Below are 12,831 nucleotides of genomic sequence, written 5' to 3' on the forward strand. Positions count from 1 at the left end.
CCAGGTCGACGTGGACGGGCCTGGCCACCGGCTCCGTGTCGCGGACGGCGGGTCGTGGTCACCCCGGGTCTCCCTGACCCGGACCACGGCCAAGCCCTCCGCTGGGCCGCCCGGAGCCGCTTTCAGCCCGCGGCCGGTCCCGCCGTACCGGCGAGAGCGTCCAGGTCGCTCTTCCTGACCTTGATCACCAGTGTCGCGGTGGTCAGGGCCAGCAGGGCCATGCCCACCGCCGGCACGAAGGCGGTCGAAATGCCGTGGGCGAGCACGTCATGACCCCAAGGGGCGGGCAGCTGCTGGGTCTTGGCGAACGCCGCCTTCTGCTCGGCCGAGCCGTCCGCCAGGAACTTCGGTACCTGCTTCTGCGCCTCGTCGCGGCTGGCCGTGCCGAAGACCGTGGTGAGGATGGAGAGGCCGAGCGAACCGCCCACCTGCTGCGTGACGTTGAGCAGGCCGGAGGCCGCCCCCGCCTCGTGCTGGGCGACACCGGAGACGGCGGTGACCGTCAGCGTCACGAAGTTCAGGCCCATCCCGAAGCCGAACAGCAGCATCGGGCCGAGGACTCCACCGGCGTACGAGTCGTCGGGGCTGATGAAGGTCAGCCAGCCGAGCCCGAGGGCGACGAGTGACGAGCCGGTGACCATGAACGGCTTGGGGCCCAGCACCGGCAGGAAGCGCTGCGACAGACCCGCGCCGACCGCGATCGCGACCGTCACCGGGAGGAAGGCCACACCGGCCGAGATCGGCGTGTACCCCAGCACGTTCTGCACGAAGAGCACGATGTAGAAGAACATGCCGAACATCGCGGCGGCGAGGCTCAGCATGATCAGATACGTGCCCGAACGGTTGCGGTCGGCGAACATCCTCAGCGGGGTGATGGGTTCCCTCGCGCGCATCTCGATGATCCCGAAGGCCAGCAGCAGGGCCACGGCCGCGCCGAACGACCCGATCGTGAGACTGTCCCGCCAGCCGTTCTCCGCCGCGCGGATGAAGCCGTAGACCAGGGACGCCATGCCGGCCGTCGAGGTGACCGCGCCCGCGATGTCGAAGCGTCCCGGGTGGCGCTGGGACTCGTTGATGTACATCGGCGCGAGGACGGCGATCAGGATGCCGATGGGCACGTTGACGAACAGGACCCACCGCCAGTCGAGCCACTCCGTGAGCATGCCTCCGGCGAGCAGGCCGATGGCGCCGCCACCGGCCGAGACCGTCGCGAAGACGGCGAACGCCCGGTTCCGCTCCGGGCCTTCGGGGAAGGTCGTCGTGATCAGGGCCAGCGCTGTCGGTGAGGCGATCGCGCCACCCATGCCCTGAAGGGCCCGTGCCGCCAGCAACTGCCAGGGCTCCTGGGCGAGTCCGCCGAGCAGCGAGGCCAGGGTGAACAGCAGGATGCCGGTCATGAAGACCCGGCGTCGGCCGAGGATGTCACCGGCCCGTGCGCCGAGAAGCAGCAGGCCTCCGAAGGTGAGGGTGTAGGAGCTGATCACCCATGTCAGGTCGGTGGTGCTGAAATTGAGGGCGTCTTGAATGTGCGGGAGTGCGATGTTCACAATCGTCGCGTCGAGTACCACCATGAGTTGGCAGGCCGCGATGACGGTGAGCGCGATGCCGGGATGCCCCTCCCGGCGGGCCACACCCGGCTTGCTGTCCTTAATCAACTGAGAGGTTGTCACTATGCTTCCCCCACAAGTGAGTTAGTGAACGCTCGCGTTCACTTGCGCGTCAACGGTAGTGACTCCCCGTCAGTGAACGCAAGCGTTCACTGAAGTCGCTGCCCGCTGGCGACGGGCCGGTCGTCCGTCCCGCACGAAAGCCCGGCTCCCCCGAATACCGCTCCCCTGTACGACGGAGAACTCTGATGGCTACTTCGCGTTGGACGGCCGCCCCCGCTCAGGCGCCACCCTCGCGCCGGCGCGGCGCCGTGCTCGAGCGCGCGATCCTGGAAGCCGCGCTGGAACAGCTCGGCGCGGTCGGCTGGAACGGCCTCACCATGGAGGGGGTGGCCGCCGGTGCGCAGACCGGCAAGGCCGCGGTCTACCGCCGCTGGCCCTCGAAGGTGGACCTGGTCGCGGACGCGCTCCAGGCCGGACTGCCGGATCTGACTCGGGCTCCCGACCTCGGCAGTGTCCGGGAGGACCTGCTGCAGGTGTGCCGGCGGGTACGTGAGGCGATGTTCTCACCGCCGGGAATCGCACTTCGCTCTGTGCTTCACGAATGCGATGTGAGGCAGGCCGAGCGCTTCAACCGAGTCATCCGCGGCGGGGTCGTCGAGCCCACCCTGCATCTGCTCCGCGAGGTCGTCCAGCGCGGGATCGAACGGGGAGAGGTGCGTCCCGACGCGGCGAACTCGTACGTCTTCGACGCCGTCCCGGCGATGATGATGTACCGCTCCAAGGTGTGCGCGAGCGAATGGAGCGAGCTGGATCTCCAGGAGATGATCGACCAGATGATGGTTCCGCTGCTGTGTGTACGCGTCGGCTGACCGGCCTGCGCGGGTATGGCTGACCGGCCCTGCGCGGGCCGGTCGGCCGGTGTGCGGGAGCCGGTCGGCCGGTGTGCGCGGGTCTGCTCCGCCGACGCCGGGAGGGCTTTCCGGCGGCCGGGGGGCCTGGGTGTCGCGAGGCGCCCCGGGCGGCGTAGTCTGAGGGCGCCATGCCGTACGAACCCCCCACTCATACCGTCGAGCGCTCCCTCCGCGCCACGACCGGAGCGAAGGTCATTGCCGGTGTCGACGAGGTGGGGCGCGGTGCCTGGGCGGGCCCTGTCACCGTCTGCGCCGCCGTCACCGGACTGCGCCGCCCGCCCGAAGGGCTCACCGACTCCAAGCTCCTGACCGTCAAGCGCAGGACCGCGCTCGCCGTGGAGTTGGAGAAATGGGTGACGGCGTACGCCCTCGGGCACGCCTCCCCGGAGGAGATCGACCGGCTGGGCATGACGGCCGCCCTGCGCCTCGCGGCTGTACGCGCCCTGGATGCCTTGCCGGTCCGCCCCGACGCGGTCATTCTCGACGGGAAGCACGACTATCTCGGCGCTCCCTGGAAGGTCCGTACGGTGATCAAGGGCGACCAGTCCTGCATCGCCGTCGCGGCGGCCTCGGTGATCGCCAAGGTGCGGCGCGACAAAATGATGGCCGAACTGGGTGTCGACCATGCAGACTTCGGCTTTGCGGCCAACGCCGGGTACCCGGCGCCGGTCCACAAAGCCGCGCTGGAGGAGCGGGGCCCCACCCCGTACCACCGGTTGTCGTGGGCGTATCTTGATGCGCTGCCCCAGTGGCGGCACCTCAAGAAGGCCCGCAGCTTGGCGGACGGAAGCGTTCCGGAGATCGAGGGCCAGCTCGGCTTCGATTTCTGACGATTCCGTTCGCACTCATGTGCCACCCGCCGGGGCGAGTCGCACCGGCGTTTGATAGATATCAGCTCATGCCTCTCATTCCCGAGGAGCCTCAGATTCACGAGAGTGCCCAGGGTCCCCGCGTCACTCCGGCCAGTGGCCGCAGCGCGCCGACCCCTCGCCCTGTACCCGGTCCCCGTCCCGCGGCTCCGCCGCGTCCAGGCCGTCCGGGTCCTGTCCGGCCCATGCCGGCCCAACGCACCCCGCGCGAGCCGGTCGTGGCCGCACCGGGGCCGTCCTCCAAGCCGGCCGCACCCGTGGCCGGCGCCCCGCAGATCCAGCTCGTCCCGGCCTCGGCCGACGGTGCGCTGGACGCCGCGGAAGAAGCCGTCGACCTGCTGCTGGAGTCGGGCCGCGCTCCCGGTGAGGTGCTGGTGGTCACCACCGGCGATCCGCACCCGTGGGCCGCGCACGAACTCTCGTTCGGCGAGGCCGCCTACTGGGCGCAGCACGACGCCGGCGACGACGTCTTCTACACCGACGCCGCTGCCGCCCGTCGCGTCGCTTCCCGTCCCGTGGTCGTGGTCGCGGTCAACGGTGGTTCCGGCGAGGTCGCCGCGACCGCCCTGCCCCTGGCCCTCGGCCGGGCCGGTGCCCTGCTGATCGTCTGCGGCGACCCGCAGCAGATCAACTCGGTCCTGGCCGCAGGCGTCTGAGCGCGTTCCGGACCCGGTCCGGAACGCGCCCGGCGGGACGCTGAGGGTGCCGCCACGGCGGCACCTGCACGGCGGTCGCCTCGGCGTACCCGTATGCGTTCGCACCACAGGCCGCTCGCCTGCCGCTCGTTCGTGTGATGTCGAGGCGGCATGGCGCCCGCCTGCCTCTCGCCTGAGGCCCTTCCTGCTCCCGGTGGATGTCACCGGGGCTGTGATGGGTGTGACAGGGGCTTCCAGTGTGTGCCACTGCGGCTCCCGGTGTGTGTGTCACCGGACGGGAGGCCTACCGCTCTCCGCGTGCCTTTCCCGATCGCTCGCCTGCGCGCACGGGTGTTTCGTGTTTCGTCCCGCAGGCGCACGATCATGCAGCGTGCCCCTGCTCGCTGTGTGACCTCCTGGCCGCCGAGCATGGGTGCGCCCCGATCCGAGCCACACGTTCGTGCCCACCGGCGCATGAGTAGCACCACCCGGTACCGCCTCGCCCTGGTGCCCGCCCGGCCGAGCGTGTGCGGTCCGCCTTCCCCCGGGGCGGGCCGCCGCCCACGGCGCGCCCGCCTCTCAGCGGGCGGCCGCCCGGCGCATCACCTCGGAAGCGACGCCTCCGGTGCGGGGCAGCGGCGGCATCACCTCACCCACGTAGAACTCCGGCGCCGAGTCGGAGTTGGGGCGGCGTCCGCCGCGGCCCTCGCCCAGAACCTGCCAGCCGTCACGTGTCAGCGTGATGTACGCGCCGCACCGCAGTCCGTGGAGCGTGCAGGCATCGCGCAGTCCCCACATCCAGGCCCCGTCCTCCTCCGTCCAGCGCGCGTCTCCGTCCCGGCAGTACAGCAGTACGGCCGTGCGCGCGGGAGTGCGGCGCCGCAGGTCGTGCGGGATGACCCGGCGCAACTGTGCGAGCAGCGCGTTGCGGAACATCCAGCCGTCGGCGGGTGCCGAACGCCGGGTGAAGGACGCGCTCGCCATCAGTCGCTCGTCGTGGTCGAGCACCGCGACGACCGCGGTCGACGGTCTGGGCCGGTGCCGGGCGTGAAGGCCGCTCACGACCTCACGGGGATCGCGCAGAAGCGGAATTCCGGCCGAGGCCCATTCGGCGGGCTCCAGCATGCGGGTCAGTGGGTTGGTGGAAGCGGCGGACAGGTCGGGAGACGTCGACATGGTTGCCGCCGAGGACGGAGCGAATCCGAAGGTCACGGTCCTCCCTTCGGCTACGTGCCCATACAGCGGGCGGGGTCGGACTTGGGGGATGGCACGCCGCAGCAGAGCCCTACCGGACCACGGGCAAACCGTGCGGGGAGCGGAGCTCAATTCTTCCTGTCGAACTGGAATGCGGCAACGAGCAATTGGGGCCACGGACCGCTTTCAGGTGATTAGTGGCTTATATACCTGCCCGGTGTTTCGGATCGCGACACGCGGGTCACGCCTGTACGGCGAGGACCAGCGGCAACACTGCCTGGGCACCCGCTCTGCGTAGCATCCGCGATGCCACTGCCAGCGTCCAGCCCGTGTCCGTGGCATCGTCCACCAGCAGGACCGGACCCTGCGCTTCTCTCAGGGCGTCGGCCAGCCGCGGTGACACGGTCAGGGCCCCGTCCAGCGCCTTCAGCCGCTGTGCGCTGTTGCTCCGGGAGATCTGGGCCGCCTCGCCGACGTACTCCACGGATCCCAGCAGCGGCAGTCGGCCGATCTCCGCGATCCGCGCGCCGAGCGAGTGGATCAGCTGTGGCCGCGAGCGCGAGGCGATGGTCACCACGCCGACCGGGCGTGGCTGTGCGTCGGGCTGCCCCGAGGCCCAGCCGCCCGGTCCCTTCGCCCAGTCGGCCAGGACACCGACCACGGCTTGGGCGACATCGTCCGGAATGGGCCCGTCCGGGGCTTGCGGGGTGAGCATCGGCCGCAGCCGGTTGCCCCAGCCGATGTCCGAGAGCCGTCCCAGGGCACGCCCCGGAGCGGCCTGTTCGCCGGCCGGGATGCGGCCCTTCAGCTCGACGCCGACCGCGGCCAGCCCGGTCGGCCACATCTTCCGGGGCTCGACCTCGACGCCCGCGCGGTCCAGCTCGCCGTTCGCCGCGTCCAGCGCGGCGGCGGACACGGATGCCTGGAACCGCCCGCCGGCACAGTTGTCGCAGCGCCCGCATGGCGCGGCGCCCTCGTCGTCCAGCTGCCGCCGGAGGAACTCCATGCGGCAGCCGGTCGCCGACACGTAGTCCCGCATCGCCTGCTGCTCCGTCGCCCGCTGTTTGGCTACCCAGGCGTAGCGCTCCGTGTCGTACGTCCAGGGCATGCCCGTGGAGATCCAGCCGCCCTTGACCCGGTGCACGGCCCCGTCCACGTCGAGCACCTTGAGCATGGTCTCCAGGCGGGACCTGCGCAGCTCGACCAGCGGTTCGAGCGCGGGCAGGGAGAGCGGGCGCTCGGCCCGGGCCAGTACGTCCAGAGTGCGTCGCACCTGCTCCTCCGGGGGGAAGGCGATCGAGGCGAAGTACTCCCAGATCGCCTGGTCCTCCTTGCCCGGCAGAAGCAGCACCTCCGCGTGCTCCACACCGCGGCCCGCGCGTCCCACCTGCTGGTAGTAGGCGATCGGGGAGGAGGGGGAGCCCAGGTGCACCACGAAGCCCAGGTCGGGTTTGTCGAAGCCCATGCCCAGCGCCGACGTGGCGACCAGCGCCTTGACGCGATTGGCGAGCAGGTCTTCCTCGGCCTGCTGGCGGTCGGCGTTCTCGGTCTTCCCGGTGTACGACGCCACGGTGTACCCGCTCTGGCGCAGGAACGCGGTGACCTCCTCGGCCGCGGCCACGGTCAGCGTGTAGATGATTCCCGAGCCCGGCAGGTCGTTCAGGTGCTCGGCGAGCCAGGCCATCCGGTGCGCGGCGTCCGGCAGCCGCAGCACGGCGAGACTCAGGCTCTCCCGGTCCAGAGGGCCGCGCAGAACCAGCGCGTCGGTGCTCACACCGGTGCCCAGCTGCTCCGCGACATCGGCCGTCACGCGCGCGTTGGCCGTCGCGGTCGTGGCCAGTACCGGGGTGTCGGGCGGGAGGTCGGCGAGCATGGTGCGCAGGCGACGGTAGTCCGGCCGGAAATCGTGGCCCCAGTCGGAGATGCAGTGCGCCTCGTCGACCACCAGCAGACCGGTGGCCGCGGCCAGTTTGGGCAGCACCTGGTCGCGGAAGTCGGGGTTGTTCAGCCTTTCCGGGCTCACCAGGAGGACATCGACCTCGCTCGCCGCCACCTCGGCCTGGATGGTCTCCCACTCCTCCGTGTTGGAGGAGTTGATCGTCCGTGCGCGGATTCCGGCGCGGGCCGCCGCCTCCACCTGGTTGCGCATCAGGGCGAGAAGCGGCGAGACGATCACCGTCGGCCCGGCACCCGTCTCGCGCAGCAGCGCGGTCGCGACGAAGTACACCGCGGACTTGCCCCAGCCGGTGCGCTGCACGACCAGCGCTCTGCGCTTGTCGGCCACCAGCGCCTCGATCGCGCGCCACTGGTCCTCGCGCAGCCGTGCCTCCCCCGCCCGCGCGCCGACCAGGCGGGCAAGGACGGCGTCGGCCGTGGCGCGGAGGCTTTTGCGGGAGGCGTCGTGCGCGTTGTCGGGGACTGGTGTGGGTCGCGGGTCTTCGTTGGTCATGGCTCCATGCAACCGGATGGGTCCGACAAAGCGCGAACGAGCCGTCGAGCTGTGGACAACTTCTGGCGTGATCATGCGGACTGTTATCCACAGGCTCAACCGGAATCTCGCGATCCGCGAGATGGTCGCCGCATGACGAATCACGACGAATCGGCCGGTACGTCCGGCGACAAGAACATCAGCCCGGAAGTCCACGACGGTACGGCCATTCCCGGCGGGTTGCGCCACGGAGGCGGCGGGGGCCGTGCCCGCGAGAACCGGCACGCAGGCGGTGTGAGCCTCCCGGGCGGGGAGCATCAGGTGACTCTCCGTACCCCGGCAGAGCTGGCCGACGCGCTGCCCTATCTCCTCGGGTACCGCCCCGACGACAGCATCGTGCTGGTCGCCCTGCACGACCGGGAGCGGCGGGGCCGGTTCGGCGGCCGGGCCCGACTCGGTATCCCGGCCCATGCCGAGGACTGGCCGTCCGCCTCCGATCAGCTGGCCCAGGGACTGGTGAAAGGGAGCGAGCGCCGAGGCGCCCGCCCCGAGAGCATGGTGGCGTACCTGTGCCAGGAACCCGGGAGCGGTGAATCGGGACGGGACGTGATGGAACGTCTTCGCCCGCTCGCACAGCTGCTGCGGACTGCCTGCGGAAGTCTCGACGTTCCGGTGATCGAGGCACTGTGCATCTCCGACGGCCGTTTCTGGACCTACACGTGCCCAGGTCAGGGATGCTGCCCGGCGGAAGGCACCTCGATGGGGCTGCCGGGCACGTCCGTCCTCGCCGCCGCCGCGACGTACGCGGGCCTTCAGGTGCGAGGATCCCTGAAGGACCTGACAGCCAGGTTTCTTCCCTGGGAGTCCACCGCCGCGCTGGGCCAGGAGGTGGCGCTGGACACGGCCAGCATGGCTCTCGTACCGAGGATCCTGGAGGAGGACAGCCGAGCCGAGGTGGCCGAGGAGGCCCTCGCGCTGGCCCGGCGGATCAAGGACCGGTTCGCGGCGGCCTTCCCCGTGTCGGGCACACGTCCGTCGGACCTGCGCGACGACGGACTCCTCGAGAACGACGAGGCCGCCACGCTGATTCTCGCCCTGCAGGACCGCACGACCCGTGACCGTGCCGCGCAGTGGATGGAGGGCGACGAGGCCGCCCCGGCGCTGCGGCTGTGGCGGGCACTGGCCCGTCGCTGCGTCGGCCCCTACCGTGAGCACGCGGCGGCACCCCTCACCCTCGCGGGATGGGTCGCCTGGTCCATGGGCGACGAACTGGAGGCACGGGAAGCGCTCGCCATGGCGCTCGGCGCCGATCCCGACTACCTGTTCGCCCGTCTTCTCCACCAGGCATGCAATGAAGGACTGGATCCGGAATCCGTCCGGCGCTGTCTGCGCGCCGAGCGCACGGACCACGGCCCGACCGACACGGAGCGGCCGATCGGCTCCGGCAGGCCACTGCCGGAGGACGGCCTGACGGTGCCGGGTTCCGCCCGGGAACCGGCCGGCCCGAAGACGCCCGGTTCCCACGTGCCGGACACCCCGCCCTCGGCACCCGGCGCTCGGCGTCGCCGCAGGCCCCGAACGGTCGCGACCGGCGGCGGCCGACCGGGCCGTCGCGGCCCCGGGACCTCGGACACCCAAGGGTGCCGCCCGGCGGCCGGTGCCTCACCGGCCGGGGACCGGCCACGGCGAGCGGCGGACCGGGCGGACGGCCGGCCGCGCAGGCGGGGCGACAGTGAGCGTCACGGTGCCGGGGAGGACACGTGAGCGGCTGGGGCACAGCACGGCGGGACAGGTCCGGGAAGAAGTCCGGCCGACATGCTCGGCCGAGGCGGGGAGGGGTTCCCCACGCCCCGAGGGCGGGCCGCGTCCCACCGCTGCCGGACGGTGCGTTCTCCGCCGGGCCCGGTCACCTTCCGCGCGGTTGGCGACCGCTCGACCGGTGCTCGTGCAACCGGTGGGCCGCCCCACGGCCATTCGGTCGGCTTCCTGGGCACATGCGTGACCCCGGACAGGGCTGTCCCGTTCACCTGAGTGGCGGAATCCCTGGCCGGATCGCGCCGCCGCAACGCCCGCGACCCCGCGGAGCCCCCACCCGGAGCGGAGCGCGCTCCAGGCGCACCGAGCGCGGAGGAAGCCACCCCATGCCCATGCCTCATCCGTCCTCGGCACCCGACGGCGGCCGTCCGACCGGGCACGAGCCCGCACGGCCCGCCGGACGCGGGGGCGCTCCGGCGGCCCCACGACCGGGCCGCGACGCGGGAGCGCCCTTCGTCCCGGCAGGGCGCGGACCCGGTACTCCCTGGACATCCCTTCCCGTGCCGGGCCGGCCGGCGGACCTGCCGCCGGCCCACACCACCCTGATCTGCGCCGCCCTTCCCGGACTGGTGATCTCGACGGAGGAAGGACAACTGACCGGCCGCGGCCTCGAGGGCTTCTACATGGCGGGCCGACGGACTCTGTCCCGCTGCCTGGTCCGGGTGGCGGGCCGGGAGCCGCTGGCGATGCAGGCCCGGATGCTCGCGGCTGACCGGGCCCGCTTCGTGGGCACGCTGCGCGCCGCCCCTGACACCGGCCCGGATCCGGACGTGGTCGTCGAGAGAACCCGCCATGCGGAGGGCATCGAACGGATCACCCTGCGCAGCTCGGCCCTGCGGGCCCTGCGCCTGCCCGTGGAGGTCGTCCTCGGGACGGACCTCGCGGAACTGGGCGACGTCGCCTCGGGACGGGGAGGGCCCGAACTGCCCGCCACTGTCCACGCCGCCGGCCTGCGCTGGTCCTGCCCCGCCGGCCACGTGACCGTCTCCGCCGACCCGCCGCCCACCGACGCGCTGGCCTCGGCGGGGATGCTGCGCTGGGAACTCGAACTGCCACCGGGCGGCACCCTCACCGTGGAACTGCGCGTCAGACCGGGCGGTCAGGGGCCGGTCAGGGCGGTGGGCCGCGGCGCGGCGAGCCCGTTCGCCGAGGCCCGGGTGCTGAGCGACGAGCCCGGAGCAGAAGCGCTTCTGAGCACCTGTGCCGATGACCTGCGGGCCCTGCTGCTGCGCGACCCCCGGCATCCGGCCGACACCCACCTCGCGGCGGGAGCACCCTGGCGCTGCGGACTGGCGCCGGCCGAGGCGCTGGCCGCGGCCCGGATGACCCTGCCGCTCGGCACACGTCTTGCCGCGGGCACGCTGCGCACCCTCGCCCGCACCCAGGTCGCCGGTCCGGGACCGCACTCCGGACTGATTCCGGGACCGCTCCGGGACAGCGGGCCGCACCTGCCGCCGGCCTGCACGGCGACCGAGGCGACCCTGCTGTTCCCGGTAATGCTCGCGGAGGCCGTGCGCTGGGGGCTGGCCGAGCGGGAGGTGGAGGAACTGCTGCCCGCGGCCGAGCGGTGTCTGGAATGGCTGCGGACCACGGTTGGCGACGGCACGTATCTGCCCGACCCGCAGCCGGGCGGACCGTTCCGCTGCGAGACGCAGGCACACGCGCATCGCGCGGCCCTGCTCGGCGCCGGTCTGCTCGACGCGCACGGCCGGACCGGTGGCACGGGGCTGCGGCAGTGGGCCCAGGCGATGCGGGCGGCGTTCCGTGACGACTTCTGGGTCGAGGACCCGGCCGGTGGCCGACCGGCCGCCGCCCGTACCCAGGACGGGCGACTCGTGCCCCAGCTCGGTTCGGGCACCGCCCATCTCCTCGACACCGGCTTGTCGGGTTCGGGAGAGACGGCTCCCGGTCTGCTCGACAAGGCGCGGACCGAACAGCTCGCGCGCCTCCTCGGCAGCCCGGCCATGGACTCGGGCTGGGGGCTGCGCAGCCTCGGGGCGAACGAGGCGGCGTACAACCCGTTCGGTCATCGCAGCGGGGCGGTGCGCGTCCACGAGACGGCCGTCGCCGTCACGGGGCTCGCCGCCGCGGGCCACGAGAAGGAGGCCGGCTCGCTGCTGCGCGGCATCCTGGCGGCGGCCGAGTCCTTCGGCGGCAGACTGCCCGAGATGTACGCGGGGGAGCAGCGCACGCGGGGGAGTGCACCGCTTCCCCATCCGGCCGCCTCCCGGCCCGCGGCCACCTCGGCCGCCGCCGGGGTGATGCTGCTCTGCTCCCTGGCCGGCATCCGCCCCGATGCGCCCGCGGGCACGGTGACCCTGCGCCCGTTCCGGGCCGCGCCCCTGGGAGAGATCGTGCTGACGGGCCTGAGGATCTCGGGTGCTCCCTTCTCCGTGCGCGTCAGCAGACTCGGGCTCGCCATGGTCGAGGAAGCGGACGACGGACTGCAGTTGGGTGTGTGACGTGGCGGTACGCGTCCCTGACCGGCAGCCCCGCCGGTCAGGGACGGAAGCCGATCAACCATGGACCGGGCTCCCGAAGGAGGTGTTTATCGTCAGGAAGACGACTATGATCGCGGCATGCCCTACGACCCGTCAGCCTTTCCGCCCTTCGCCGTGACCGTGGACCTGGTCGTGCTCACCGTGCGACGCCATGCCCTGTGCGCGTTGGCGGTACGGCGGGGCGAGCAGCCGTTCCAGGGGCGATGGGCACTGCCCGGCGGCTTCGTACGCACCGACGAGGACCTGGCCCAGGCCGCGGCACGCGAGCTGGCCGAGGAGACGGGCCTGTGCGCCCACGACCCCTCCGTGCCCGCACAGGACAACGGCGCACACCTCGAGCAGCTCGCGACCTACGGCGACCCCAAGCGTGACCCCCGGATGCGTGTGGTCAGCGTCGCGCATCTGGCCCTCGCCCCCGACCTCCCCGCTCCCCGCGCGGGCGGCGACGCGAACAGCGCGCGCTGGGCACCGGTCGAGGAACTGCTGCAGCAGGGCGGGTACGGGCGGGACGGGGAACAGGCGGCGCCCCTCGCCTTCGATCACGCGCAGATCCTCTCGGACGGCGTGGAGCGTGCCCGGTCCAAGATCGAGTACTCGTCGCTGGCGACCGCCTTCTGCCCGACCGAGTTCACCGTCGGCGAGCTGCGCCGCGTCTACGAGGCCGTGTGGGGCGTGGTGCTCGACCCGCGCAACTTCCACCGCAAGGTGACCGGTACGCCGGGCTTCCTCGTGCCCACCGGGGGCACGACCACACGCCAGGGCGGCCGCCCCGCCCAGTTGTTCCGGGCGGGCGGCGCCACGCTGCTCAACCCGCCGATGCTGCGCCCCGAGGTCTGAGGGAGGCGGCGAACACGGTTCCGGGCCCACG

Annotated in this window: 9 protein-coding genes; 6 read left to right on the forward strand and 3 right to left on the reverse strand. The window is 72.2% G+C overall.

The features are described from left to right. Positions 1-122: 122 nt before the first annotated feature. Positions 123-1,670: an MFS transporter gene (locus OG485_RS31175; protein ID WP_328671916.1), complete on the reverse strand. Its 1,548-nt coding sequence runs from the start codon at positions 1,668-1,670 to the stop codon at positions 123-125. A 185-nt stretch (positions 1,671-1,855) separates the two neighbouring features. Between OG485_RS31175 and OG485_RS31180 the strand changes: the two genes are divergently transcribed. The 3 genes from OG485_RS31180 (at position 1,856) to OG485_RS31190 (ending at position 4,046) form a co-directional block, all read left to right on the forward strand. Continuing rightward, positions 1,856-2,479 (forward strand): TetR/AcrR family transcriptional regulator, encoded by a 624-nt coding sequence (locus tag OG485_RS31180; protein WP_328671917.1) that lies wholly within the window; start codon positions 1,856-1,858, stop codon positions 2,477-2,479. A 170-nt stretch (positions 2,480-2,649) separates the two neighbouring features. Next, positions 2,650-3,351 carry a ribonuclease HII gene (locus OG485_RS31185; protein WP_328671918.1) on the forward strand — a complete coding sequence of 234 codons (702 nt, stop codon included), beginning with the start codon at positions 2,650-2,652 and terminating at the stop codon, positions 3,349-3,351. A 68-nt stretch (positions 3,352-3,419) separates the two neighbouring features. Beyond that, a complete protein-coding gene (locus tag OG485_RS31190; protein ID WP_328671919.1) occupies positions 3,420-4,046 on the forward strand; it encodes a hypothetical protein in 627 nt (208 codons plus the stop codon). A gap of 558 nt (positions 4,047-4,604) precedes the next feature. Here the strand turns inward: OG485_RS31190 and OG485_RS31195 are convergent. Together OG485_RS31195 and OG485_RS31200 are read right to left on the reverse strand one after the other, a co-directional pair. After that, a complete protein-coding gene (locus OG485_RS31195; RefSeq protein ID WP_326785087.1) occupies positions 4,605-5,237 on the reverse strand; it encodes a hypothetical protein in 633 nt (210 codons plus the stop codon). A 223-nt stretch (positions 5,238-5,460) separates the two neighbouring features. Further along, positions 5,461-7,668: a RecQ family ATP-dependent DNA helicase gene (locus tag OG485_RS31200; protein ID WP_328671920.1), complete on the reverse strand. Its 2,208-nt coding sequence runs from the start codon at positions 7,666-7,668 to the stop codon at positions 5,461-5,463. Positions 7,669-7,800: 132 nt separating this feature from the next. Here OG485_RS31200 and OG485_RS31205 point away from each other — a divergent pair, with 132 nt between their 5' ends. The 3 genes from OG485_RS31205 to OG485_RS31215 all read left to right on the forward strand — a co-directional run bounded on the left by OG485_RS31205 (position 7,801) and on the right by OG485_RS31215 (position 12,800). Next, positions 7,801-9,411, forward strand: a complete 1,611-nt coding sequence (locus OG485_RS31205; protein ID WP_328671921.1) for a DUF4192 domain-containing protein — start codon at positions 7,801-7,803, stop codon at positions 9,409-9,411. A 551-nt stretch (positions 9,412-9,962) separates the two neighbouring features. Next, entirely contained in the window at positions 9,963-11,924 is a 1,962-nt protein-coding gene (locus OG485_RS31210; protein ID WP_443048790.1) for a glycogen debranching N-terminal domain-containing protein, read from the forward strand. A 117-nt stretch (positions 11,925-12,041) separates the two neighbouring features. Then, positions 12,042-12,800 carry an NUDIX hydrolase gene (locus tag OG485_RS31215; RefSeq protein WP_261707644.1) on the forward strand — a complete coding sequence of 253 codons (759 nt, stop codon included), beginning with the start codon at positions 12,042-12,044 and terminating at the stop codon, positions 12,798-12,800. The last annotated feature ends 31 nt before the right edge of the window (positions 12,801-12,831 follow it).

Origin of the sequence: Streptomyces sp. NBC_00328 (assembly GCF_036139655.1) — a bacterium.
GTDB lineage: Bacteria > Actinomycetota > Actinomycetes > Streptomycetales > Streptomycetaceae > Streptomyces.

Bases quoted from the DNA above. Each gene is read 5' to 3' on its own strand.
- OG485_RS31180 (WP_328671917.1), top strand. From the start codon at position 1,856: ATGGCTACTTCGCGTTGGACGGCCGCCCCCGCTCAGGCGCCACCCTCG.
- OG485_RS31185 (WP_328671918.1), top strand. From the start codon at position 2,650: ATGCCGTACGAACCCCCCACTCATACCGTCGAGCGCTCCCTCCGCGCC.
- OG485_RS31190 (WP_328671919.1), top strand. From the start codon at position 3,420: ATGCCTCTCATTCCCGAGGAGCCTCAGATTCACGAGAGTGCCCAGGGT.
- OG485_RS31200 (WP_328671920.1), bottom strand. From the start codon at position 7,668: ATGACCAACGAAGACCCGCGACCCACACCAGTCCCCGACAACGCGCAC.
- OG485_RS31205 (WP_328671921.1), top strand. From the start codon at position 7,801: ATGACGAATCACGACGAATCGGCCGGTACGTCCGGCGACAAGAACATC.
- OG485_RS31215 (WP_261707644.1), top strand. From the start codon at position 12,042: ATGCCCTACGACCCGTCAGCCTTTCCGCCCTTCGCCGTGACCGTGGAC.